Consider the following 24,275-nt stretch of genomic DNA (forward strand, 5'->3'; position numbering starts at 1 on the left):
CGGACCGCTCGGGTTGCTTCCCAGCCGGGTCTGCACCTTTCTGCGGCTACCGTCAGTAAAGTAGCATCTACTCTTAGCTGTCTATCGCGAAAACTCCTCAAAGTAAGCTCTCCGGCACTCCCGAGTCAGATCGGGGGCGTGACCAGGCCCGGAAGGCCACTGAACCATGCCCGCCGGCCGGGCGGAGGACCGCGGGACCTAGGCGGGCCGGTCCTGGCGGAGGCCGTCGAAGGCGATCTTGCAAACGGTGTCGGCCAGGGCGTCCGCGCTCATCCCGCCGCGCGGCCGGTACCACTCGGTCAGCGAGTTCACCAGGCCGAACAGCAGCCGGCTCGCGACGGCGGGGTCCACATCCGGACGTACGTCGCCCTCGTCCTGGGCGCGCTGGACCAGCTCGCTCACCAGGTGGTCGAACGCGCGGCGTCGGGCGAGAGCCTGGCGCTCCACCTTCGTGTTGCCGCGCACGCGGAGCAGGAGCGTGACGAAGGGCAGGCGGGCCACCAGCACGCGAACGCTGCGCCGCATCAGGTGCTCCAGCTTGTCGATGGCGCGCCCGTCCATGGCCGAGGCCTCGTCCGCCGCCTCGAACAGGCCGTCGAGGGCGCGGTCGACGGCCAGGCGGAGCAGTTCGTCCTTGCCGCTGATGTGGTGGTAGATGGCCGACTTGGTGATGCCGAGCCTGCGGGAGAGGTCCTCCATGCTGGTGGCCTCGTACCCCCGCTCGTTGAACACCTTGACCGCGACGGCGAGCAGCGACTCCAGGTCGTAGCCGGGGCGGCCTCGACGAGGAGGGGTGACGCGGGCGGTGGTCATCGCAGGATTATCCCAGCCCCTCTCAGGTCCCTCGGTGGTCGGCCAGGCGGCTCAGCTTGCCCGCCGAGCGCTCCAGGGTCTCGGGGTCCAGGACCGAGCACGCCACGCTGACGCCGACGGTGTCCTTCACGGCGGCGGTCACCTCGGCCGCGGCGGGGTCGCGGCGCTCGGCCGGGCAGCCGGGGCGCGCCTCGACGCGCACGGTCAGGTGGTCCATGCGGCCCTCGCGGGTGAGCATGAGCTGGAAGTGCGGCGACAGCCCCGGCGTGCGCAGGACGATCTCCTCGATCTGGGTGGGGAAGACGTTCACCCCGCGCAGGATGATCATGTCGTCGCTGCGGCCGGTGACCTTCTCCATCCGCCGGTACGGCCGGGCCGCCGTGCCCGGGAGCAGCCGGGTCAGGTCGCGCGTGCGGTACCGGATGATCGGCTGGGCCTCCTTGGTCAGCGAGGTGAACAGCAGTTCCCCGCGCTCGCCCTCGGGCAGCACCTCGCCGGTGACCGGGTCGACCACCTCGGGGTAGAAGTGGTCCTCCCACACGTGCAGGCCGTCCTTGGTCTCGGCGCACTCCTGGGAGACGCCGGGGCCCATGACCTCCGACAGGCCGTACAGGTCCAGGGCGTCGATGCCGACGCGGTCCTCGATCTCCTCGCGCATCCCCTCGGTCCACGGCTCGGCGCCGAAGAGCCCGATCTTCAGGGACGTCGAGCGGGGGTCGACGCCCTGCCGTTCGAACTCGTCGACCAGGGCCAGCATGTAGCTGGGGGTCACCATGATGATGTCGGGCTCGAAGTCCAGGATGAGCCGCACCTGGCGGGACGTCATGCCGCCGGAGACCGGCACCACCGTGCAGCCCAGCCGCTCGGCCCCGTAGTGCGCGCCGAGGCCGCCGGTGAACAGGCCGTACCCGTAGGCGATGTGCACGATGTGGCCGGGACGGCCGCCCGCGGCCCTGATCGAGCGGGCCATGACGTCGGCCCACGTCGACAGGTCGCGCTCGGTGTAGCCGACGACCGTGGGACGGCCGGTGGTGCCGCTGGAGGCGTGGACGCGCCGGACCTGTTCGCGGGGGACGGCGAACATGCCGAAGGGGTAGTTGTCCCGGAGGTCGTGCTTGGTGGTCATGGGGAAACGGGCGAGGTCGGCCAAGGTGCGGCAGTCCTCGGGGCGCAGGCCGGCGGCGTCGAACGAGCGCCGGTAGAACGGCACGTTGTCGTACGCGTGCCTGAGTGTCCAGCGGAGGCGTTCGAGCTGCAGGGTGCGCAGCTCGTCCTCGCTGATCTTCTCCACCGGCGTCACCCGCCTTGCATACTGACCGAATGGCCGGTTATTAATGATTCGTCGTCAGTTAAGGGTTGGGGCTCCGCCGCTGTCAAGGGGAACTGGGTAGGAGCGGAGAGGCGCGGCGTTCCCGCGCCGCCCGCCGCCCGGGCGGCCGGTAGGTGAGTCCTCGATGGGGAGGTCGGCGATGGCCCCGCTCAGCAGTTATGTCACCGGTTCCTGGCACGTCCCGGACGACGAGGGAGAGCCGCTGCACGACGCGGCCACCGGTGAGGAGGTCGCCAGGATCTCCTCGGCGGGAGTCGACTTCGGTGCCGCGCTCGCGTACGGGCGCCGCGCGGGCGGGCCCGCGCTGCGCGAGCTGACCTTCCACCAGCGGGCCGCGCTGCTGAAGTCCCTGGCCTCCCACCTGCGCGAACACCGCGAGGAGCTGTACGCGCTGTCGCTGCGCACCGGGGCGACGCCGGGCGATTCGCGGTTCGACGTCGACGGCGGCATCGGGGTGCTGTTCTCCTACTCCGGCAAGGGAAAGCGCGAGCTGCCCAACGACACGGTCTGCCTCGACGGCGGCCTGGAACCGCTCGGCAAGGGCGGCACGTTCGCCGCCCAGCACCTCCACACGTCCCTGCGCGGGGTGGCCGTGCAGATCAACGCGTTCAACTTCCCGGTCTGGGGGCCGCTGGAGAAGCTCGCGCCCGCGTTCCTGGCCGGCGTCCCGTCGCTGGTCAAGCCGGCGGGTCAGACGGCGTACGTCACCGCCAAGCTGGTCGAGCTGATCATCGGGTCGGGCCTGCTGCCGGAGGGCTCGCTGCAACTGGTCTGCGGGAGCGCCGGCGACCTGTTCGAGCACCTGACCGAGCAGGACCTGGTGGCCTTCACCGGCTCGGCGTCCACGGCGCGCAAGCTGCGCACCCACCCGGTCGTCGCGGCCCGCTCGGTCCGCTTCAACGCAGAGGCCGACTCGCTGAACTGCTCGGTCCTCGGCCCGGACGCCGTCCCCGGCACGCCGGAGTTCGACCTGTACGTCCGGCAGCTCGTGACGGAGATGACCGTCAAGGCGGGGCAGAAGTGCACGGCGATCCGGCGGGCGTTCGTCCCGGCGGCCCAGATCGGCGCGGTCGCCGAGGCCGCCGCCGCGCTGCTGGCCGACGTCACGGTCGGGAACCCGGCCGACCCGGCCGTGCGGATGGGCCCGCTCGCGAGCCTCGGCCAGCGCGAGGAGGTACGGCGCGCGCTGAAGGCCCTGATCCCGGCGGGTTCTGTGGTGTACGGGGACCCCGAGCGGGTGGAGGTCGTCGGCGCCGACGCCGAGCGCGGGGCGTTCGTGTCGCCGCTGCTGCTGCGCGTGGACGACCCCGGGCAGGCCGAGCCGCACGAGGTGGAGGCGTTCGGCCCGGTCAGCGTGCTCATGCCGTACGGGTCGGCCGAAGAGGCCGTCGAACTGGCGGCGCGGGGCCAGGGCAGCCTGGTCGGGTCGGTGGTGACCGCCGACCCCGCGTTCGCGCGCGAGGTGGTACTCGGCGCGGCCCCCTGGCACGGGCGCCTGCTCGTGCTGGACGCCGCCTGCGCCGGGGAGTCCACCGGGCACGGCTCCCCGCTGCCCGTGCTCGTGCACGGAGGCCCCGGCAGGGCCGGCGGCGGAGAGGAACTCGGGGGCGTACGCGGCGTGCTGCGCCACATGAACCGCACCGCCGTGCAGGCGAGCCCCCAGATGCTCACGGCGATCACCGGCCGCTGGGTGCCGGGCTCCGCGCGCACCGTCACCGAGGTCCACCCGTTCCGCAAGCACCTGGAGGAGCTCAGGGTCGGCGACACCGTCGTGGCCGGGCCGCGCAAGATCGACCTCGCCGACATCGACCACTTCGCCGCGTTCACCGGCGACACGTTCTACGCGCACATGGACGAGGAGGCCGCGCGGGCGAACCCGTTCTTCGACGGGCGGGTCGCGCACGGGTACCTGATCGTCTCGCTGGCGGCGGGGCTGTTCGTCGACCCCGCGCCCGGGCCGGTGCTGGCCAACTACGGGATGGAGAACCTGCGCTTCCTGACGCCGGTGTACCCCGGCGACGAGCTCACCGTCACGCTCACCGCCAAGCAGGTCGACCCGCGCGAGGGGACGGCGTACGGGGAGGTCCGCTGGGACACCGACGTCACCAAGCAGGACGGCTCCTCGGTGGCCAAGTACGACCTGCTGACCTTGGTGGCCAGGCGCGACGGGTGACGGGGCGCCTGGCACCCCTCCGGGACCGGGCGGGCTTGCGCGGGGGCGGGTGCTGAGCGAGACTAATAACTGACCGAATGTTCGGTAAAGGGGTGGCGGCATGGCTGACCTCGAAGAGCGGTTCGACCGCACGATCGAGCGGGACCAGCGCGTCGAGCCGCGTGACTGGATGCCCGACGGCTACCGCGCGACGATGATCCGGCAGATCGCCCAGCACGCGCACTCGGAGATCATCGGGATGCAGCCGGAGGGCGAGTGGATCACGCGGGCGCCGTCGCTGCGGCGCAAGGCGATCCTGCTCGCCAAGGTGCAGGACGAGGCGGGGCACGGCCTCTACCTCTACTCCGCCGCCGAGACCCTCGGGGCCGACCGTGCCGAGCTGACCGGGATGCTCATCGAGGGGCGGCAGAAGTACTCGTCGATCTTCAACTACCCGACGCTGGGCTACGCCGACGTCGGGGTGATCGGCTGGCTGGTCGACGGCGCGGCGATCTGCAACCAGGTGCCGCTCTGCCGCAGCTCCTACGGGCCGTACGCGCGGGCGATGATCCGTATCTGCAAGGAGGAGTCCTTCCATCAGCGGCAGGGGTATGAGCTGTTGATGACCATGATGCGGGGCACCGAGGCGCAGCGGGCGATGGTGCAGGACGCCGTTGACCGCTGGTGGTGGCCATCGCTCATGATGTTCGGCCCGCCTGACGACGCCTCGCCCAACACCGCGCGCTCGATGGCCTGGAAGATCAAGCGGCACACCAACGACGAGCTGCGGCAGCGTTTCGTGGACATGAGCGTCCCTCAGGCCGAGGCGCTGGGCGTGACGCTCCCCGACGCGGACCTGCGCTGGAACGCCGAGCGGGGGCACCACGACTTCGGGCCGATCGACTGGTCGGAGCTCCAGCGGGTGATCAGCGGGAACGGGCCGTGCAACGCCCGGCGCGTCGCCGTCCGCCGCGCGGCGCACGAGGACGGCGCCTGGGTCCGCGAGGCCGCGACCGCCCACGCCGCCAAGGCCGCGGGACGGGTCGCGGGTACGGATGCGGGGATGGGAGGGGGCGGGTGAGCGGCTGGCCGTTGTACGAGGTGTTCGTGCGGAGCAAGCGAGGGCTCAACCACGTGCACGTCGGCTCGCTGCACGCCGCCGACGACGAGACGGCGCTGCGCCACGCCCGTGACCTGTACACGCGGCGCAACGAGGGCGTGAGCATCTGGGTGGTGCGCTCGGACCACATCGCCGCCACCAGCCCCGACGAGAAGGACCCGTTCTTCGCGCCCAGCGGCGACAAGGTCTACCGGCACCCGACCTTCTACGCCATCCCCGACGACGTCCCGCACATGTGAGGCCACCGATGTCCTCCACCGAACACACAGAATTGCCCGCCTACGAGGCACCCGACCGAAACGCTCATGGGCGGCTTGATGACACGGGTGATGTGTACGAGATGCTCGATGACGCGCACGAGGCGCTCGCCCACGCGGGGAACGCCTACGAGGCGCTCAACGACGGGGACGACCCCCGGTGGGCCTACGGCACCGGGTTCGCCGATCCGCTGGCCGGGGTGGACACGCGGGTGCCCGACGGTGTCGACGGCGCCGACCTGGCGGCGTACTGCCTCATGCTCGGCGACGACGCGTTGATCATGTCGCACCGCCTCCAGGAGTGGTGCACGCGGGCGCCGGAGCTGGAGGAGGAGGTCGCGCTGGCCAACATCGCGCTCGACCTGCTCGGCCAGGCCCGGCTGCTACTCGCCCGCGCGGGCACGGCGGACGGCTCGGGCCGCGACGAGGACGCCCTGGCGTTCCGGCGCGACGCGGGGGAGTTCCGCAACGTGCTGCTGGCCGAGGTGCCGAACGGGGACTTCGCCGAGGCCATGGCCCGCCTGCTGGTCTTCGCGACCTGGCGGCTGGCGCTGCTGGAACGGCTCACCGGGTCACGTGACCCCGTGCTGGCGGCGGTGGCGGTCAAGGGCGTGAAGGAGGTCGCCTACCACCGCGACTACGCGGCGGGCTGGGTCGTCCGGCTCGGCGACGGGACGTCGTACTCGCGGGAACGCGCCGTGGCGGGGCTCGCGGCCGTGTGGCCGCTGGTGACCGAGCTGTTCACCCCGCACGAGGTGGAGCTGCGGCTGGCCTCGGCGGGCGCCGGGGCCGATCCGTCGGCGCTCCGCGAGGGGTTCGACGACGTACTCGGCCAGGTGCTCACCGCTGCGACGCTCACCCGGCCAACGGACACGACGTTCACCCAATCATCGGACACGACGCTCACCCGGCCAACGGACACGACGTTCACCCTGCCGCGGGACACCGCGCCGGGAAGGCCCGCGGGCCGGTCCGGTACGCACACCGCCGCGCTGACCGACCTGCTGGCCGAGATGCAGAGCGTCGCCCGCGCCCACCCGGACGCGACATGGTGACCGCGCGGGGGGTCGCGGGGGCGGTGGCGGATCCGGAGTTGCCGATGCTGACGCTGGCCGATCTCGGGATCCTGCGCGAGGTCGAGGAGAAAGACGGCGGGGCGGTGGTCGTGACGATCACCCCGACCTACAGCGGGTGCCCGGCGATGGGCACGATACGGGCCGACCTGTTCGCCGCCCTGCGCGAGGCCGGGTACGCCGACGTGCAGGTCCGTACACTCCTGTTCCCGGCGTGGACGACCGACTGGATCACCCGCGACGGCAGGCGCAAACTGGCCGAGGCCGGCATCGCGCCGCCGGGGACGGCGCCGGTGCGGCACGGGCCGGTGCCCCTGACCCTCGGCCCTGCGCACCGGCGGCTGGACTGCCCCAACTGCGGGTCGGGCGACACCGAGGAGTTGTCCCGCTTCGGCGCCACCGCGTGCAAGTCCCTGTGGCGCTGCCGCGCCTGCCGGGAGCCGTTCGAGCACCTGAAGGAGCTGTGAACGTGCGCCTGGCGGAGACGGGGACGGGTGGGCGGCGAGGGTGGTCCTCGCTGGAGGAGGGGCTGTGAGTGTGCGGCCGGTGGAGGTGCGGGTGCGGGGGCGGCGGGGGTTTCGCTCGCTGGAGGTGGCTCGGGTGGATCGGTTGTGTGAGGACGCCACCGCGATCACGTTCGACGTGCCGGAGGAGCTGGCGGAGGAGTTCGCCTTCCTGCCCGGCCAGTCGGTGACGATCCGCACCCTCGACGGCGGGCGCGACGAGCGCAGGTCGTACTCCATCTGCGCCCCGGCGGGCGGCCCGCTGCGCATCGGGGTCAGGGAGATCCCCGGCGGGCTGTTCTCGACGCGGCTGGTCCGTACCCTCCGGCCGGGCGACCGCCTGGACGTGCTGCCCCCGAGCGGCGGCTTCACCGCCGACCTCGGCCGGCCGGAGCACCACGTGTTCGTCGCCGCCGGGTCGGGCATCACGCCGGTCCTGTCGCTGGCCTCCTCGGTGCTCGCCGCCACCCCCGGGAGCCGGGTGACGCTGTTCTACGGGAACCGCACCACGCGCACCGTCATGTTCGCCGAGGAACTGGCCGACCTGAAGGACGTCGCGCCCGCGCGCGTGGAGCTGGTGCACGTGCTGTCCAGGGAGCCGAGGGAACCGGAGCTGTTCACCGGGCGCCTGGACGCCGCCAAGCTGCGCGTCCTGCTGCCCGCGCTGACGGCGGTGCCCGAGGTGGGGCACTGGTGGCTGTGCGGGCCGTACGCGATGGTGCTCGACGCGCGCCAGGTGCTCGCCGAGCTGGGCGTGCCGGCCGAGCGGGTCCACAACGAGCTGTTCTACGTGGACGAGCCGCCGCCCGTGCCGGTGCGCGCCGAGCACGCGGGGGAGGAGGTCTCGGCCGAGGTCACGGTGATCCTGGACGGCCGTGCCACCTCGGCCCCGCTGCCGAGCGGCGTCACCGTCCTCGAAGCCGCGCAGCGTGTGCGGCCCGACCTGCCGTTCGCCTGCAAGGGCGGGGTGTGCGGCACGTGCAGGGCGCGCCTGGTCGGCGGAAAGGTGGAGATGCGCAGGAACTTCGCCCTGGAGCCGGCCGAGGTGGCGGCGGGGTACGTGCTGACCTGCCAGTCGGACGCGGTGTCGGAGAAGGTCGTCGTCGACTTCGACACCTGACCACGCCGCAGTGAGCCGGAAATGGCCGTTGGTTCGGTTCCCGGGCCGGGAGCCCCGGTGCGGCCGGTGGGCGGCCGCGGCCGGGGGCCCCTTGAAGACCCGTCAGATGGAGGTGCGTTCGCCGGCCAGGAGTTCGCCGAGTCGTTCGACGGTCGGGCGGGAGTCGAGGTGCAGCCGGGGGACGTCGAGTCCCTCGTCGCCCAGGACCACCAGCAGCGCCTCCTGGCGTATGGCGTACACGACGACGTGGCCGCCGCCGCAGCGGACCACCACCTCCCGCAGTTCCCCCATGCCCACTTCGTGTCCCGTCCGCTTGCCGAGGCCGAGCGTCGCGGCGGCCAGGGCGGCGAGCGCCTCGGGCCGTGCCCCGTCGGTGTCGGCGGTGACGAGCAGCCCGTCCACGGAGGCGACGGCGCTCTCGGTCACGCCGGTCGCCTTCTCCCTGAGCGCCTGCAACTCGGCCAGCACCGCTTTATTGCTCATGATCCGACTTCCCTGTCGTCCGGTTGTACGTTCTCGCGTTGGTGCACGACGGCCCCCGCCGTCGCGGCCGTACCAGGCCGCCCGCTCCAGGGACATCCCTGTCACGGAGGTAAGCCTGCTCAGTCCTCTTCGCCCGGTGCGGGCGACCGGATGTCCCGCAGCCCCAGCAGTCGCCGGGGTACGGAGAACCTGCTCGCCGAGGTCGTGGGAAGCACCTCGTTGACCTTGCTCGTGCCGGGGCGGCGCTGTGGGAGTGCCGTGGAGGGCGTCCCCGCGTCCTCCCGGACGGGCGGGCCGGTGGGCGGGGCGGCGGGCGCGCTCACCTCGATCACCCCTTCCTCCGCCATCCGGGCGATCTCCCCCATGACGGCGAACAGGCCGCGCCCCAGCGTGAAGGCGATGTCGCGCGCCGTGCGCCGGCCGTTCGCCTTGAGCAGCACTGCGTGGCGGACCTCGTCGGCCGGGAACAGCGGCGGGTGCGCGGGCGGCGTGGCCAGCGGCCGGCTCCTGGCCGTCACGCCCAGCTCCCGCCAGGCGGCGGCCGAGGCCAGGCGGCGGGCGGTCTCGCGGGCCAGTCGCTCGGCGCCGACGCCCGTGGGCAGCGCCAGGGGCGGCAGGAGCTCGCCGGGCACCGCGGGCTCGGCCACGCAGCCGTCGACGCCGAACAGCGTCATCGCGAAGACCGCGTCGAAGACGGCCGACAGGCAGACCGCCTCCAGCCCGGCGACCCCGACGGCGCCGCGTCCGGTCAGCTCGGCGGCGAGCCGCCCGTCCCCCGCCCCCGCGGCGTAGGCCCGCGCCCAGTCGGCCTCGCTCACGCGGCCGGACCGGAGCAGGAGGGACTCGGCGTCGGGCGACGCGGGGGTGGTCGCGGCGACCACCGCGCCCGCCCGGAACCAGATGGTCCCGCCGGGATCGCCGCCGGCCCGGACCAGGCCGGAGAACCCCTCCTGGCCACATCGCAGCAGCGCCGGCGAGACGGGGTCGCTGGTCGGCCCCGGCGCGGCGACGGCGACGGCGAGGCCGGTGGTCCGTCCCGTGGCGACGACCAGGTCGGTGGGCCGTCCCGCCGCGGCGACCAGGTCGGTGGGCTGCTCCAGCGCGGTGACCAGGTCGGTGGGCCGTCCTGGCGCGGTGACGTGAGGATTGTCTGGATCGAGAGGCTGGCCGTTCACATGGTCCCGTCCCATCGGGGGTGCTGCCCCTTCTCTAAGGCGGACCGCAAGGGTACTTTTGTGGCTCCACAATCACAAACGGGTGGGACGCGATCACTTGGCGCAGCCAATACGCCCGCCCGGAGACCAGGCCGTTCACTCCAGAAAGAATTTCATGAACATCGAAACCTCCCTCAAAGAAGCCATGGCCATCGAAGGCGCGATCGGCGCGGCGCTCGTCGACTACGAGAGCGGGATGGCGCTCGGCACCATCGGAGGAGGGCGTGATCTGGACCTGGAGGTCGCGGCGGCGGGCAACACCGAGGTCGTCCGCGCCAAGGTCCGCACCCTGACCTCGCTGGCCATCGACGACACGGTCGAGGACATCCTCATCACGCTCAGCCGGCAGTACCACATCATCCGGCTGCTCACCACGACCCACGGCTCGCTGTTCCTGTACCTCGTCCTCGACCGGCAGCGCGCCAACCTGGCGCTCGCGCGGCACAACCTCAAGCGCATCGAGAACGAGCTCTCCGTCTAGGCGCGGTGTCCCGGGGGTCACCCGGTCTGGGGGAAACGCAGGCGCCAGCGGCCGTTCCCGCCGGTGAGCGACACCGAGGAGAGCGGCTCCACGTCGAGGCTCCAGAACATCTCGGGCCGCGTCCCCAGGGCGTGGACGACGGCGGCCCGCATCACCGCCGCGTGCGTGACGGCGACCAGCCTCCCGCCGCCCGGGTCGCGCGGCGCGTCCAGCCAGGCGGCGACGCGCTCGATGAGGGCGAGCAGCGACTCGCCTCCTGAGGGTGCGGCGGCGGGGTCGGTGAGCCACGCGCGCACCCCGTCCGGATCCTCCGCCCGCACGTCGGCCAGCGCACGGCCCGCCCAGCGGCCGGCGTCCTGGTCGCGCAGGCCCTCGTCGGCCTCGGCCGCCAGCCCGAGCCCGGAGGCGGTCTGGCGGCACCGCAGGGACGGCCCGCACACGGCACGGCCCGCGCCGTCCCCCATGGACCCGCGCCGCGCCGCGACCTGGCGCTTTCCCTGGTCGTCCAGTTCTTCGTCAAGGGGGAAGGCGGCGCGGTGCAGCGCCTCGGTTGAACCATGACAAATAAGGACAATTCGGATTGTCACTTGTATCCCCTCTATGGGGTAAGAGGGGTAATTGTCACCCTTCGCGCCCATTGACGGACTAGTGGTTCACACCGTAGCGTCCAAGCGACATTGTTGACGGTGTGGGGAAGCCAGCGAGACTCTGGTACGGCCGCGCCACTGTGACCGGTCCCGAAAAGGGCCGGGAGTCAGACCCTCCGTCGTCACCGCCACCCCGTATGGGACGCGTGATCCCCAGGAGGCAGTACATGGTCCATGCCGCCGTTCCCCACTCCAAGCCCGTCCCCATCAGCATCCCGGTACGCGATCTGGTGCCCTGGGCGGTCTTCGCCGGCGTCCTCGCCCTCATCCTCATCTACTTCGTGGGTGCGGAGCAGGGCGCCACCTCACTGATCTCAGGGAACTACGTGCACGAGTTCGTGCACGACGGACGTCACCTGCTCGGCTTCCCCTGCCACTGATCCCGGGAGCCGAAAAAGCATGGTGAGAAACCTTCTGGTCCGCGGCATGCTCGCGGGCCTGGCCGCCGCCGTCCTCGCGCTGGTGTTCGCCTACATCTTCGGCGAACCCCAGGTGGGCGCCGCCATCTCCCTCGAAGAGACCATGGGGCACGCCGCGGAGGCCGCGGTGGCCTCCGCCGAGCCCGAACCGGTCAGCCGCGGTGTGCAGTCGACCGTGGGCCTGGCCACCGCGATCGGCCTCTACGGCGTCGCGGTCGGCGGTGTGTTCGCGCTCGTGTTCGCCTTCGTCTACGGGCGGCTCGGGACCTTCGGGGCCCGTGGCACCGCCGCCCTCGTCGCCGTGGGCGCCTTCGTGACCGTCGAACTGGTCCCGTTCCTCAAGTACCCGGCCAACCCGCCCGCCGTGGGCGACCCCGAGACCATCGGCAGGCGGTCGGCCCTCTACTTCGCCATCGTGGCCATCTCCGTCCTGCTCGCGGTCGCGGCGGTCTACGTGGGCCGCCGCCTCGCGTCCCGTCACGGGAACTGGAACGCGACGCTGCTGGCGGGAGCGGGCCTCCTCGCCGCCGTGGTGGTCGTGAGCCTGCTGATGCCCGCCATCGACGAGGTCCCGGCCGGGTTCCCCGCCGCCCTGCTGTGGCGGTTCAGGCTCGCCTCCATCGGCACGCAGGCCGTCCTGTGGGGCGGCATCGGGCTGCTGTTCGGCGCGCTGGCCGACCGGGCCCTCGCGCCGCACCGCCGGCCGGTGTCCACGGCCGTCGCCTGACCCGGCCGTCGCACGAACCCGACGCCGGAGACCCCGGTAGTCGCCCGAACCCCGGCCGGCCCGCCGTCGCCGAGTCCCGTCGCCGCCCACGCGGCGGCGGGAGGCGCCCCGGGCCGGTCACCCGTGGTCGCGAGCCACGGGGAAAGGACCCCCGACCATGCCCGATGGGCCCCAGACGGCCGTCAACCGGCTCCACTACCCCTTCACCGCGGTCGTGGGGCTCGGCAACCTCAAACTGGCGCTCATCCTCAACGCGATCTCCCCGCGTACGGGCGGCGTGCTCATCAGGGGGGAGAAGGGCACCGCCAAGTCGACGATCGTCCGCGCGCTGGCCGCGCTGCTGCCGCCGGTCACCGTCGTCACCGGGTGCCGGTTCTCCTGCGACCCCGCCGACCCCGACCCCGAATGCCCCGACGGCCCGCACGGCGCGGGCCACTCCGCGTCCGTACGACCGGCCCGGCTCGCCGAACTGCCCGTCGGCGCCTCCGAGGACCGCCTGATCGGCTCGCTGGACCTGGAACGCGCGCTGACCGAAGGGGTGAAGGCCTTCGACCCCGGGCTGCTCGCCGCCGCGCACCGGGGCGTCCTGTACGTGGACGAGGTCAACCTGCTGCACGACCACCTGGTTGACCTGCTCCTGGACGCCGCCGCGCTCGGCACCTGCTACGTCGAGCGCGACGCCGTGTCCGTACGGCACGCGGCCCGCTTCCTGCTGGTCGGCACCATGAACCCCGAAGAGGGCGAGCTGCGCCCCCAGTTGCTCGACCGCTTCGGCCTGACCGTGGAGGTCGTGGCCTCGCGCGATCCGGTGGAGCGCGCCGAGGTGGTCCGCCGCAGGCTGGCCTTCGAGGACGACCCCGGCGCTTTCGCCATCCGCTGGGCGGACGAGGAACGGGCGCTGGCCGCGCGCATCGCCGACGCGCGCGCCCGGCTGCGGCAGGTGGCGCTGCCCGACGCGGCGCTGCGGCAGATCGCCACGGTCTGCGCCGCCTTCGGGGTGGACGGCATGCGCGCCGACCTGATCACCGCGCACGCCGCGCTGGCCCACGCCGCGTGGCGGGGCGGTACCGAGGTCACGGCGGACGACATCCGGGAGGCCGCGCGCCTCGCGCTGCCGCACCGGCGCAGGCGCGACCCCTTCGACGCCCCCGGCCTGGACGAGGCCGAGCTCGACGACCTGCTCAAGCGGTCCGCCGAGGACCCCGATCCCGGACCTGACGGGCACGGCCCCGACGACGGGGGCCCCGACGGCGGAGGCCCTGAGGGCCGGGGTCCTGACGGTGGGGGTCCTGACGGCCGGGGTCCTGATGGCGGGGGCCCGGATGGCGGGGGTCCCGAGGGTGGCGGTCGCGGCCCGGAGCCGGAGACCCTGCTCGACGGCCAGGACGCCGGCGGCCCGCGCGCCGAGGCCCCGGGCACCGGCCCCGAATCCCCCGGCCCACCTGAGGGAGACGGCCGGCCGGTGGCGAACGGCCCCGCGCCGGCGCAGCGTACGGCGCAGGCGGGCGAGACCTACCGGGTACGCCCGATCACCGTCCCCGGGCTCGGCACCGGCAGCCCCGGGCGGCGGTCGCGCGCCCGCACCTCCTACGGCCGCGTCTCCGGCTCACGGGTGCCCGCCGGGCGCCTCACCTCGCCCCACCTGTCGGCGACGCTCCGCGCGGCAGCCCCCTACCAGCGGGAACGCGGCAGGACCGGGCCCGGCCTGATCGTGCGGCCCGGCGACCTGCGCGAGGCCGTACGCGAGGGGCGGGAGGGCAACCTCGTTCTGTTCCTCGTCGACGCGAGCGGGTCGATGGCCGCACGGCAGCGGATGGGCGCGGTCAAGGGGGCGGTGCTCAGCCTGCTGCTCGACGCCTACCAGCGGCGCGACAAGGTCGGCCTGGTGACGTTCCGCGGCTCGGGCGCCGAACTCGTGCTCCCGCCGACGTCGTCGGTGGAGGCCGGGGCCGTGCGGCTGCGGGCGCTGCCCACAGGCGGGCGCACCCCGCTCGCCGAAGGGCTGCGCAGGGCCGCCGAGGTCCTGCGCGTCGAACGGCTCCGCGACCCCGCGCGCCGTCCGCTGCTGGTCGTGGTCACCGACGGGCGCGCCACCTCCGGCACCGACGCCGACGTGCACCGCGCCGCCGCCCTGTTCACGCACGTCGCCGCCGTGGTCGTCGACTGCGAGAGCGGCCCGGTGCGGCTCGGCCTCGCCGTGCGCCTGGCGGCCCGGCTGGGCGGCGAGGCCGTACGGCTGGAGCGGCTGGCCGCCGGCGGCCTCCACGATCTGGTACGCGAACGCAGGAAGGCGGCCTGACATGCCCCAGGGAAAGCCGGAAGCGGTTCCGGACGACGGCCTGACCACCCGGCAGCGCCGCACCCGGCCGCTCGTGCTCGTCCACACCGGGCCGGGCAAGGGGAAGTCCACCGCGGCGTTCGGGCTGGCGCTCCGCGCGTGGAACCAGGGCTGGCCGGTCGGGGTGTTCCAGTTCGTGAAGTCCGCCAAGTGGCGGGTCGGCGAGGAGCACGCGCTGACCGTGCTCGGCGACTCCGGGGCCGGCGGCACGGTCGCGTGGCACAAGATGGGCGAAGGCTGGTCCTGGATCAAGAAGCCGGGCAGCGACGAGGACCACGCCGCCGACGCCCGCGAGGGCTGGGAGCAGATCAAGCGCGACCTGGCGGCGCAGACCTACCGGCTCTACGTGCTCGACGAGTTCACCTACCCGATGAAGTGGGGGTGGATCGACGTCGAGGACGTCGTCGCCGCGCTCGCCGCGCGCCCGGGCAGCCAGCACGTCGTGATCACCGGCAGGGACGCGCACCCCCGGCTGCTGGAGGCGGCGGATCTGGTCACCGAGATGACCAAGGTCAGGCACCCGATGGACGCCGGTCAGAAGGGCCAGAAGGGCATCGAGTGGTGACCGATCTGCCGCGCCTGGTGATCGCCGCCCCCTCCTCGGGGTCGGGCAAGACCACGGTCGCCACCGGCCTGATGGCGGCGCTCACCGCCAAGGGGCTGGTGGTCTCCCCGCACAAGGTCGGGCCCGACTACATCGACCCCGGCTACCACGCACTCGCCGCCGGCCGCCCGGGACGCAACCTCGACCCGTGGCTGGTAGGTGAACGGCTCGTCACGCCCCTGCTCCTGCACGGGGCCGAGGGCGCCGGCATCGCCGTCATCGAGGGCGTCATGGGCCTCTACGACGGCGCCGCGCAGGGTGGTGATCTGGCGTCCACCGCGCACGTCGCGCGGCTGCTGGACGCCCCGGTCGTGCTGGTCGTGGACGTGTCGGGCCAGGGGAGGTCGGTCGCCGCGCTCGTCCACGGGTTCATGTCGTACGACACCCGCGTGCGGATCGGCGGGGTGATCCTCAACCGGGTCGGCTCGCCCCGGCACGAACGCATCTGCCGTGAGGCCCTCGACGACATGGGCATCGCGGTGTTCGGCGCCATCCCGCGCACGGCCGGCGCGGCGACCCCGTCCCGGCACCTCGGCCTGGTGCCCCCGGCGGAGCGCAGGGCCGAGGCCGTCGCCGCGGTGGCCGAGCTGGGCGACCTGGTGGCGGGCACCTGCGACCTGGAAGGACTGATCCGCCTCGCCCGCACCGCCCCCCGCCTCCCCGGCCCCACCTGGAACCCGCACGAGGCGGTCGGTGAGCCTGTGGGGACGGACGTGGTCGTGGCAGTGGCCGGGGGGAAGGCGTTCACCTTCGGGTACGCCGAGCAGGCCGAGCTGATCGAGGCGGCGGGGGCGACGGTGGCCACCTTCGACCCGCTCGCCGACGAGAGCCTGCCTGAAGGGACGCGGGCCGTGGTGCTGCCCGGCGGGTTCCCCGAGGTGTACGCGGCGGAACTGTCGGCCAACGAACCCCTCCGGCGCGCGGTCGCGGCCTTCGGCGGGCCGATCGCCGCCGAGTGCGCCGGCCTGCTCTACCTGTGCCGGGAACTCGACGGGCGTCCCATGTGCGGCGTGCTCGACGCGACGGCCGCCATGACGTCCACCCTCACCCTCGGGTACCGCGACGCCGTGGCCGTACGGGACTCGCTGCTCACCCGCGAGGGCGAGCGTCACCACGGCCACGAGTTCCACCGCACCCGCGTCACCCTCACCGGCGACGCCGACCCGCTGTACCGGTGGCGTGGTGGCGCGGACGGGTACGGCGGTCCGTCCCTGACCGCGTCCTACCTGCACCTCCACTGGGCCGGTGAACCCCACCTCGCGACCAGACTGGTGTCCCATGCCCGCCTCTGACCTGCTGTGGATGAACACGAGCTCGTCTGTGACCAGGTTCGGGCGCAGATGAGTGACGCCGTGGTCGTCGTCGGGATCGGTGCCGACGGGTGGGACGGGCTGTCCGCCTCCGCGCGGCGGGAGGTCGCCGCCGCCGAGGTGCTCATGGGCAGTGCCAGGCAGCTCGCCCTCGTCCCCGACACCGGCGCCGAACGGGTGGCGTGGCCCTCGCCGATGCTGCCCGCCGTCCCCGCGCTCCTCGCCGAGCACGCAGGCCGGGCCGTATGCGTGCTGGCCAGCGGCGACCCCATGTTCCACGGCGTCGGCACCACCCTGGCCGGGCTGCTCGGCGCCGGCCGCGTGCGCGTGCTGCCGCACCCGTCTTCGGTCTCGCTGGCGTGCGCCCGGATGGGCTGGGCGGTCGAGGGCACGACCGTGGTGAGCCTCGTCGGCCGGCCGGTCGAACTGCTGAACCACGCCGTCCAACCGGCCCGCCGCGTGCTCGCGCTGAGCGCCGGCGCCGACACCCCGGGCTCGGTCGCGGACCTGCTGGTGGCCTGCGGGTACGGCGGCAGCCCGATGACCGTGCTGCAGCGGCTCGGCGGCCCGGCGGAGCGGCAGGTGACGCTGACCGCGCGGCGGTGGGCGGCGGACGCGGCGGCGCGCGCGGACGTGGACGCGCTGAACGTGGTCGCGGTGGAGTGCCGCGCCGATCCGGGAGTGACGCCCATGCCGTCGGTCCCGGGCTTGCCCGACGAGGCGTTCGAGCACGACGGCCAGCTCACGAAGCGCGAGGTCCGCGCGGTGACGCTGTCGCGGCTCGCGCCCGTGCCCGGGGAGTCGCTCTGGGACGTCGGGGCCGGTGCGGGCAGCGTCGCGATCGAGTGGATGCGCGCTCACCTCGCCTGCCGGGCCACCGCCGTGGAGGGCCGGTCCGACCGTGCCGAACGGATCCGGCGTAACGCGGCGGCCCTCGGCGTGCCCGGGTTGCGGGTCGTGACCGGGACGGCGCCCGCCGCCCTGGCCGGCCTCGAACCGCCCGACGCCGTCTTCGTCGGCGGCGGCGCCACCGCGCCCGGCCTCGTCGAGACCTGCTGGGAGGCGTTACGGCCTGGCGGGCGCCTGGTGGTCAACGCGGTGACCCTGGAGTCCGAGGCGATCGTCGCGGCCTGGCACGCCAAGGCGGGCGGCGACCTCGTCCGGATCGCCGTCCAGCGCGCGTCCCCGATCGGCGCCTTCACCACCTGGCGCCCCGCGATCCCCATCACCCTGTGGACGGCCACGCGCCGATGAACGCTAAGAAGTGCGACAGAAGACGTGGGATAAGGGAGTCATGACATGACCGTGCATTTCATCGGGGCGGGGCCGGGGGCGGCCGATCTCATCACCGTGCGCGGGCGCGACCTCATCGCTTCCTCGCCGGTCTGCCTGTACGCGGGCTCGCTGGTGCCCAAGGAGCTGCTGGATCACACCCCCTCGGGGGCGAGGCTGGTCGACACCGCGCGGATGACGCTGGACGAGATCGTGGCGGAGATGCTCGCCGCGTACGAGGCGGGTCACGACGTGGCACGGCTCCAGTCCGGGGATCCGTCGATCTTCAGCGCGATGGCCGAGCAGATGCGCCGCCTGGACGCGGCGGGGGTCCCGTACGACGTGACGCCCGGCGTTCCCGCGTTCGCGGCCGCCGCCGCGTCGCTCCGGCGCGAGCTGACCGTGCCCGGGGTGGGTCAGACGGTCGTGCTGACCCGGACGTCCGTCCGGGCCACCGCGATGCCCGAAGGCGAGGATCTGGCCACGCTCGGGCGCAGCCGCTCGACGATGGTCCTGCACCTCGCGGTGCAGCGGATCGGGGCGCTGGTGGCGGAGCTGACGCCCAACTACGGGGCCGACTGCCCGGTGGCGGTGGTGGCCCGTGCGAGCCGCGACGACGAGGTGGTGCTGCGCGGCACCCTGGCGGACATCGCCGGACGGGTCGAGGAGGCGGGCGTCGTCCGCACCGCCGTGATCATCGTCGGCGCCGTCCTGACCGCCTCCGAGTTCCCCGACAGCCACCTCTACTCCACCGCCCGCACCCGCGACTGACCATGCCCCCGCCCCCACCACCTTCCCGCGCCCCCGGCCTTCGGTCACCGGTTCGGTGGGAGAGGGCGGGATCGTCGTGACAGATATCGCTTTGAGGAGTTCGTGATCGACTACATCCGAGATGGCGCTGAGATCTACCGCCGGTCGTTCGCGACCATCCGGGCCGAGGCCGATCTCGGGGGGCTGCCGGACGACATCGCGCGGGTGGCCGTCCGGATGATCCACGCCTGCGGCATGGTGGACCTGGTGGCCGATTTGGCCTGGTCGCCCGGGGTGGTGGCCGCCGCGCGGGCCGCGCTGCGGTCGGGTGCGCCCGTACTCTGCGACGCGACCATGGTGGCCTCCGGGGTGACCCGCGCCCGGCTGCCCGCCGACAACGACGTGCTGTGCATGTTGGGCGACGCCCGCGTCCCCGCCCTGGCACGGAAACTCGGCACCACCCGCAGCGCCGCGGCCCTGGAGCTGTGGCGGGACCGGCTGGACGGCGCGGTGGTGGCGGTCGGCAACGCCCCGACCGCCCTGTTCCGGCTGCTGGAACTGGTACGGGAGGGCGCGGGCCGTCCCGCGGCCGTGCTGGGCGTCCCGGTCGGGTTCATCGGCGCCGCCGAGTCGAAGCAGGCCCTGGCCGAGTACGGCGACGGCCTGGACCACCTGGTCGTGCACGGCCGCCGGGGAGGAAGCGCCCTGGCCGCCGCGGCCGTCAACGCGATCGCGAGCGAGGAAGAGTGAACGACACCATGAACGAGCCCCCCCACCCGGACCACACCCGCACCGACCACCCGGAGACGCCGGTGGGGCGGTTGTGGGGGGTCGGGTTGGGGCCGGGTGATCCGGAGCTGGTGACCGTGAAGGCCGCCCGCCTGGTGCGTGAGGCGGACGTGATCGCCTACCACAGCGCCCGGCACGGACGGAGCGTCGCGCGCGCGATCGCCGTGCCGTACCTGCGTGGCGACCAGGTGGAGGAGGCGCTGATCTACCCGGTGACCACCGAGACCACCGACCACCCGGGCGGCTACCAGGGCGCGATCGACGACTTCTACGCGACCTGCGCCGAGCGGCTGGCCGTCCACCTCGACGCCGGGCGTGACGTCGTCGTGCTGTGCGAGGGTGACCCGCTCTTCTACGGCTCCTACATGCACATCCACAAGCGGCTCGCCCACTGCTACCCGACCGAGGTCGTCCCCGGGGTCACCTCGGTGAGCGCCGCGTCGGCGGTGCTCGGGCGACCGCTGGTCGAGCGCGAGGAGACGCTGACCATCCTGCCGGGCACCCTTCCCACGGAGACCCTCGCGGCGCGGCTGGCCACCACCGACTCGGCGGCGGTGCTCAAACTGGGCCGCACGTTCACCTCCGTACGCGAGGCGCTGGCACGGTCGGGCCGCCTGGACGAGGCGTGGTACGTCGAACGGGCCACGACGGACCGGCAGCGCGTGGCGCCGCTGGCGGGGGTCGACCCCGGCGAGGTCCCGTACTTCTCCCTGGCCATCCTGCCCAGCCGCGCGGACACCCCTCCCCTCCCACTCCGGACGAACGCGGACACCCCCGAGGCGAACGCGGACGGGCTCAAGGCGGGCCGGGCGAGTGCGGACGGGCCCGAGGCCGGTTGGGCGAACGGGCACGGGCCTGAGGCGGGCGGCAGGGGAGAGGTGGTCGTGGTGGGGCTCGGGCCCGGGGGCCGTCACTGGCTGACGCCGGAGGCCCAGGACGCCCTGGCCACCGCCGACGAGCTCATCGGATACGGACCGTACCTGGACCGCGTCCCGCCGAACCCGAGGCAGCGCCGCCACCCGACGGACAACCGGGTGGAGGCCGAGCGGGCGGCGCACGCGCTGGAGCTGGCCTCGGGCGGGGCCAGGGTCGCGGTGGTCTCGTCGGGCGACCCGGGGGTGTTCGCGATGGCCAGCGCGGTGCTGGAGGTGGCGTGCGAGCCGCGTTTCGCCGAGGTGCCGGTGCGCGTGGTGCCGGGCCTGACGGCCGCCCAGGCGGTCGCCGCGCGGGCCGGTGCGCCGCTCGGTCACGACTACTGCGTGCTCTCCCTGTCCGACCGGCTCAAGCCGTGGGACGTCATCGCCGCCCGCGTCACGGCCGCCGCCCGCGCCGACCTGGTGCTGGCGATCTACAACCCGGCGTCGCGCAGCCGTACGTGGCAGGTCGCCGCAGCCCGGGACCTGCTGCTGGAGCACCGCGACCCGGAGACCCCGGTGGTCATCGGACGGGACGTCGGCGGGCCCGAGGAGAGCCTGCGCGTCACCACCCTGGCCAAGCTGGACCCGGCGGACGTCGACATGCGCTGCCTGCTGGTGATCGGCTCCTCGACCACCCGCGCGACGGAACGCGCCGGCCGCACGGCGGTCTTCACCCCCCGCCGCTACCCCGCCTGATCCCTGGTGTCGGGATGCATCCCGAATCGCGCTGACACAGCACGCGGTAGGAGGATGGGGGCATGAGTTCATCGCAGCCCGTCGTCGGCCCCGGGCCCGGGCCGGACACGACCGAGGGCGGGCCGGTGAACACCGCCGGCGCGCGGTCCGGGCCCCCATCGCCGGACGCCCCCGGGTCTTCCCCGGATCACCGCTACCTGCTCGACAACGCCCGGGTGGAGGCGGGCGAGCGGTTCACCTGGCTTGCCGAGCTGTTCGACGGTGTCACGCTTGGGCACTTCGACCGGCTCGGAGTGAGTGCGGGCCGGCGCTGCTGGGAGGTCGGTGCCGGAGGCCCCAGCATTCCCGAGGCACTCGCCACGGCCGTCGGACCGACCGGCTACGTGCTGGCCACGGACATCAATCCGGCCTGGTTGGACCCGGACGGCGAGTATGAGGTGCTCCGGCACGACATCGTCGGGGACCCGCCGCCGCAGCCAGGCACGTTCGACCTGGTACACGCCCGGCTCGTGCTCGTTCACGTGCCCGACCGCGCCCGGGCGCTGGCGGCGATGGTGGCGGCGCTGCGGCCCGGCGGCTGGCTGTTGGTGGAGGACGCCGACACCGAGCTGCAGCCGCTGGCCTGCCTGGACGAGGTCGGCCCGGCGCAGCGGCGCGCCAACCGGCTGCGGCGCGCCGTCCGGGAGTTGATGACCCGCCGCGGCGCCGATCTGCGCTACGGCCGTACGCTGCCGAGGGCGTTGCGTGCGGCGGGCCTGGTCGATGTCACGGCGGCGGGCTGCTTCCCGGTCGGCGGGGTGGCCTGCGACCGGCTGGAGGCCGCGACGGTGCGCATGGTCCGCGCCGAGTTGCTCGCCGCGGGGCTGGCCGACGACGCCGAGATCGACGCGCACCTGGCCGCCGTCGACGCCGGCGAACTCGACCTCACCCTCGCGCCGCTGATCTCGGCATGGGGACGCCGCCCGGGCTGACGCCCCACCGGCGGGCCCCCACACCACTGTGATCTCCGGACGGGAGCTAGTACGGGCGCGCGGGGCCTGGCGGGAGAAGGGTGTCCAGGTGGGCGAGGGCCTCGCCCACGGTCGTGACCGTGGGCGCGTCGGGCGCGGGTGGGCGGCGGACCACGACGACGGGCAGGCCGAGGGTCCGCGCCGCCGCCAGCTTGGCCATCGTCATCGTGCCTCCGCTGTCCTTGGTGACCAGCGTGTCGACCCGGTGGTCCCGCATCAGGGACAGCTCGCCGTCCAGCGTGTACGGCCCCCGGTCGAGCAGGAGGCGGGCGTTGCGGGGCAGCGGGGGGTCGGGCGGGTCCACGGTACGGATCAGGAACCACAGGTCGTCCAGGGCGGCGAACGCGGGCAGTCCCTGACGCCCGGTGGTGAGGAAGATCCGCCCGCCCAGTTCCGTCAGGGACGCGGCGGCCTCCTCAAGGGACGGCACCCAGTGCCAGTCGTCCCCGGTCCCCGGCCGCCACCCGGGCCGCCGCAGGACGAGCAGGGGGACGGCCGCCGCCGTGGTGGCCTGGACGGCGGAGGCGGTGATCCGTTCGGCGAACGGGTGGGTGGCGTCGACCACGGCCCGGACGTCGTGCTCGCGAAGCCAGCCCGCCAGGCGCTCGGGCCCGCCGAACCCCCCGACGCGCACCTCACCCTCCGGGAGGCGGGGGTCGCTCACCCGCCCCGCCAGGGACGAGACCACCCTTACCCCGGGACGCCCCGCCAGCGCCGCCGCCAGCCCCCGCGCCTCCCCGGTCCCCCCGAGCACCAGCACACACGCCCTCACCGGTCACCCCCGAACCCACGCGCCCCGACCCCGGACCCCACACCCTCATGGCCCGCACCAGGCCGAGGGTGGCCACCGTCCCAGAACCCCTCGCACGGCGAAGGCCCTCGCCTGGGGACGGGGGAGGGTCGGGCATCTTCCGTTCCAGGGTGTGTTTTGGGGGGGAGTCGAGGACCTTTCCGGGGATTCGCGTCGGGGTTGGAGATCTTTTGATTCGGGGTGCTTTGCGGTGTGGAGGACCTCGTCGGGTGGTTTTTGGGGGGATGGTCCATCCTTGACGCATGAGTGGTGGCCTGCGGCATGGGTGGACGACCGGCGCGTGTGCGACGGCGGCCACCACCGCGGCGTACACGGCCCTGCTCACCGGTTCCTTCCCCGACCCCGTGGAGATCGTGCTGCCGCGCGGGCAGCGCCCGGCGTTCGCGCTCGCCACCGAGGCGATCCTCCCCGGGGAGCGCGCGGCACGGGCCGGGGTGGTCAAGGACGCGGGGGACGACCCCGACGTCACCCACGGCGCCCTGGTCTCGGCGACCGTACGCCACGGCGAACCCGGCACGGGCGTCACTTTCCGCGCAGGACCGGGGGTGGGCACGGTCACCAAGCCGGGGCTGCCGCTGGAGGTGGGCGAGCCGGCGATCAACCCGGTGCCCCGGCAGATGATGCGCGAGCACGTCGAGCTGGTCGCGGCCCAGCACGGGGGCGGCGGGGACGTGATCGTGGAGATATCCATCGACGACGGGGAGAAACTGGCGCTGCGCACCTGGAACCCGCGCCTGGGCATCCTCGGGGGACTGTCCGTCCTCGGCACCACGGGCATCGTCGTGCCCTACTCGTGCTCCGCGTGGATCGACAGCATCCGGCGCGGGATCGACGTCGCGCGCGCCGCCGGGCACCGGCACGTCGCCGCGTGCACGGGCAGCACCTCCGAGAGCGTCGCCGCCCGGCTGTACGGGCTCCCGGATGACGCGCTTCTGGACATGGGGGACTTCGCCGGGGCCGTACTGAAGTACCTGCGCAGGCATCCGATCGACCGGCTGACGGTCGCCGGGGGCATCGGCAAGCTGTCCAAGCTGGCGGACGGTCATCTCGACCTGCACTCGGGCCGTTCCCAGGTCAGCATGGAGGCGCTCGCCGAACTGGCACGCGAAGCGGGCGGCACGGCCGAGCTGGCCGGACGGGTACTGCTGGCCAACACCGCCCTCGGAGCGCTGCACCTCTGCCAGGAGGCCGGCCTGCCACTCGGCGACCTGGTCGCAGGACGGGCCAAGACGGCGGCCGAGGGCGTACTGCGCGGCGCCCCCGTCCAGGTCGACGTCATCGTCATCGACCGCGCCGGCACCCTCGTCGGCCGCGCCCCCTGACAACCCTCTCCCCACGACCCCATCACCCCTACCCACCACTCCGCCGCTCCCCGCCACAGACCCCGTCCCCGTCACTCCGCATCCGGCACCCCCGTTTCCGTCGTGGGTCCGTTCCCG

Annotated in this window: 24 protein-coding genes; 18 read left to right on the forward strand and 6 right to left on the reverse strand. The window is 73.6% G+C overall.

Annotation, left to right across the window (positions count from 1 at the left end; genetic code table 11):
• Window positions 1–198: 198 nt before the first annotated feature.
• The gene (locus tag NYZ98_RS06690; RefSeq protein ID WP_262841660.1) at window positions 199–813 is read right to left on the reverse strand and encodes a TetR/AcrR family transcriptional regulator; all 615 of its coding nucleotides are present in this window, start codon (window positions 811–813) and stop codon (window positions 199–201) included.
• A 22-nt stretch (window positions 814–835) separates the two neighbouring features.
• The gene (paaK, locus tag NYZ98_RS06695; protein WP_316249536.1) at window positions 836–2,113 is read right to left on the reverse strand and encodes a phenylacetate--CoA ligase PaaK; all 1,278 of its coding nucleotides are present in this window, start codon (window positions 2,111–2,113) and stop codon (window positions 836–838) included.
• Between the two features lie 169 nt (window positions 2,114–2,282).
• Here paaK and paaZ point away from each other — a divergent pair, with 169 nt between their 5' ends.
• The 6 genes from paaZ (at window position 2,283) to paaE (ending at window position 8,368) form a co-directional block, all read left to right on the forward strand.
• Complete coding sequence (paaZ, locus tag NYZ98_RS06700) at window positions 2,283–4,316, forward strand: phenylacetic acid degradation bifunctional protein PaaZ (RefSeq protein WP_262841661.1); 2,034 nt, start codon at window positions 2,283–2,285, stop codon at window positions 4,314–4,316.
• A gap of 100 nt (window positions 4,317–4,416) precedes the next feature.
• The gene (paaA, locus tag NYZ98_RS06705; protein ID WP_262841662.1) at window positions 4,417–5,376 is read left to right on the forward strand and encodes a 1,2-phenylacetyl-CoA epoxidase subunit PaaA; all 960 of its coding nucleotides are present in this window, start codon (window positions 4,417–4,419) and stop codon (window positions 5,374–5,376) included.
• Window positions 5,373–5,654, forward strand: a complete 282-nt coding sequence (paaB, locus tag NYZ98_RS06710; RefSeq protein ID WP_262841663.1) for a 1,2-phenylacetyl-CoA epoxidase subunit PaaB — start codon at window positions 5,373–5,375, stop codon at window positions 5,652–5,654. Before paaA ends, paaB begins: the two co-directional genes overlap by 4 nt.
• A 101-nt stretch (window positions 5,655–5,755) precedes the next feature.
• The gene (paaC, locus tag NYZ98_RS06715) at window positions 5,756–6,727 is read left to right on the forward strand and encodes a 1,2-phenylacetyl-CoA epoxidase subunit PaaC (RefSeq protein ID WP_262841664.1); all 972 of its coding nucleotides are present in this window, start codon (window positions 5,756–5,758) and stop codon (window positions 6,725–6,727) included.
• Complete coding sequence (paaD, locus tag NYZ98_RS06720; RefSeq protein WP_262841665.1) at window positions 6,721–7,212, forward strand: 1,2-phenylacetyl-CoA epoxidase subunit PaaD; 492 nt, start codon at window positions 6,721–6,723, stop codon at window positions 7,210–7,212. The genes paaC and paaD overlap by 7 nt, the downstream gene beginning before the upstream one ends.
• Window positions 7,213–7,276: 64 nt before the next feature.
• Window positions 7,277–8,368 (forward strand): 1,2-phenylacetyl-CoA epoxidase subunit PaaE, encoded by a 1,092-nt coding sequence (gene paaE / locus NYZ98_RS06725; RefSeq protein WP_262841666.1) that lies wholly within the window; start codon window positions 7,277–7,279, stop codon window positions 8,366–8,368.
• Between the two features lie 102 nt (window positions 8,369–8,470).
• Here paaE and NYZ98_RS06730 read toward each other — a convergent pair whose 3' ends face one another.
• Entirely contained in the window at window positions 8,471–8,851 is a 381-nt protein-coding gene (locus NYZ98_RS06730; RefSeq protein ID WP_262841667.1) for a roadblock/LC7 domain-containing protein, read from the reverse strand.
• 119 nt (window positions 8,852–8,970) lie between these two features.
• The gene (locus NYZ98_RS06735; protein ID WP_262841668.1) at window positions 8,971–10,041 is read right to left on the reverse strand and encodes a hypothetical protein; all 1,071 of its coding nucleotides are present in this window, start codon (window positions 10,039–10,041) and stop codon (window positions 8,971–8,973) included.
• 139 nt (window positions 10,042–10,180) lie between these two features.
• Here NYZ98_RS06735 and NYZ98_RS06740 point away from each other — a divergent pair, with 139 nt between their 5' ends.
• Window positions 10,181–10,546: a hypothetical protein gene (locus NYZ98_RS06740; RefSeq protein WP_262841669.1), complete on the forward strand. Its 366-nt coding sequence runs from the start codon at window positions 10,181–10,183 to the stop codon at window positions 10,544–10,546.
• Window positions 10,547–10,563: 17 nt separating this feature from the next.
• On the opposite strand, the gene NYZ98_RS06745 is transcribed toward NYZ98_RS06740, so the two are convergent.
• Window positions 10,564–11,133 (reverse strand): histidine phosphatase family protein, encoded by a 570-nt coding sequence (locus tag NYZ98_RS06745; protein WP_262841670.1) that lies wholly within the window; start codon window positions 11,131–11,133, stop codon window positions 10,564–10,566.
• 227 nt (window positions 11,134–11,360) lie between these two features.
• Here NYZ98_RS06745 and NYZ98_RS06750 point away from each other — a divergent pair, with 227 nt between their 5' ends.
• From NYZ98_RS06750 to NYZ98_RS06795, 10 genes are all read left to right on the forward strand, one after another.
• Window positions 11,361–11,573, forward strand: coding sequence for a CbtB domain-containing protein (locus NYZ98_RS06750; protein ID WP_262841671.1), 213 nt, complete (start codon window positions 11,361–11,363; stop codon window positions 11,571–11,573).
• 19 nt (window positions 11,574–11,592) lie between these two features.
• A complete protein-coding gene (locus NYZ98_RS06755; RefSeq protein WP_262841672.1) occupies window positions 11,593–12,339 on the forward strand; it encodes a CbtA family protein in 747 nt (248 codons plus the stop codon).
• Between the two features lie 157 nt (window positions 12,340–12,496).
• The gene (locus NYZ98_RS06760) at window positions 12,497–14,638 is read left to right on the forward strand and encodes a VWA domain-containing protein (RefSeq protein ID WP_262841673.1); all 2,142 of its coding nucleotides are present in this window, start codon (window positions 12,497–12,499) and stop codon (window positions 14,636–14,638) included.
• A gap of 1 nt (window position 14,639) precedes the next feature.
• Window positions 14,640–15,242 carry a cob(I)yrinic acid a,c-diamide adenosyltransferase gene (gene cobO, locus NYZ98_RS06765; RefSeq protein ID WP_262841674.1) on the forward strand — a complete coding sequence of 201 codons (603 nt, stop codon included), beginning with the start codon at window positions 14,640–14,642 and terminating at the stop codon, window positions 15,240–15,242.
• Entirely contained in the window at window positions 15,239–16,573 is a 1,335-nt protein-coding gene (locus NYZ98_RS06770) for a cobyrinate a,c-diamide synthase (protein WP_262841675.1), read from the forward strand. The genes cobO and NYZ98_RS06770 overlap by 4 nt, the downstream gene beginning before the upstream one ends.
• Before the next feature lie 48 nt (window positions 16,574–16,621).
• Window positions 16,622–17,845: a precorrin-6y C5,15-methyltransferase (decarboxylating) subunit CbiE gene (gene cbiE, locus NYZ98_RS06775; RefSeq protein ID WP_262841676.1), complete on the forward strand. Its 1,224-nt coding sequence runs from the start codon at window positions 16,622–16,624 to the stop codon at window positions 17,843–17,845.
• Between the two features lie 45 nt (window positions 17,846–17,890).
• On the forward strand, window positions 17,891–18,634 hold the full coding sequence (gene cobM, locus NYZ98_RS06780; protein WP_262841677.1) for a precorrin-4 C(11)-methyltransferase: 744 nt from the start codon (window positions 17,891–17,893) through the stop codon (window positions 18,632–18,634).
• A gap of 102 nt (window positions 18,635–18,736) precedes the next feature.
• Window positions 18,737–19,363 (forward strand): precorrin-8X methylmutase, encoded by a 627-nt coding sequence (locus tag NYZ98_RS06785; protein ID WP_262841678.1) that lies wholly within the window; start codon window positions 18,737–18,739, stop codon window positions 19,361–19,363.
• Between the two features lie 8 nt (window positions 19,364–19,371).
• Window positions 19,372–21,015, forward strand: coding sequence for a precorrin-2 C(20)-methyltransferase (locus NYZ98_RS06790; protein WP_262841679.1), 1,644 nt, complete (start codon window positions 19,372–19,374; stop codon window positions 21,013–21,015).
• 62 nt (window positions 21,016–21,077) lie between these two features.
• A complete protein-coding gene (locus NYZ98_RS06795; protein ID WP_262841680.1) occupies window positions 21,078–21,986 on the forward strand; it encodes a methyltransferase domain-containing protein in 909 nt (302 codons plus the stop codon).
• 46 nt (window positions 21,987–22,032) lie between these two features.
• On the opposite strand, the gene NYZ98_RS06800 is transcribed toward NYZ98_RS06795, so the two are convergent.
• Window positions 22,033–22,797, reverse strand: coding sequence for a cobalt-precorrin-6A reductase (locus NYZ98_RS06800; RefSeq protein ID WP_262841681.1), 765 nt, complete (start codon window positions 22,795–22,797; stop codon window positions 22,033–22,035).
• 281 nt (window positions 22,798–23,078) lie between these two features.
• On the opposite strand from NYZ98_RS06800, the gene NYZ98_RS06805 reads away from it, so the two are divergent.
• Window positions 23,079–24,158: a cobalt-precorrin-5B (C(1))-methyltransferase gene (locus tag NYZ98_RS06805; protein WP_262841682.1), complete on the forward strand. Its 1,080-nt coding sequence runs from the start codon at window positions 23,079–23,081 to the stop codon at window positions 24,156–24,158.
• The last annotated feature ends 117 nt before the right edge of the window (window positions 24,159–24,275 follow it).

Source organism: Sphaerisporangium corydalis (genome assembly GCF_025506355.1).
Classification (GTDB): Bacteria; Actinomycetota; Actinomycetes; order Streptosporangiales; family Streptosporangiaceae; genus Sphaerisporangium; species Sphaerisporangium corydalis.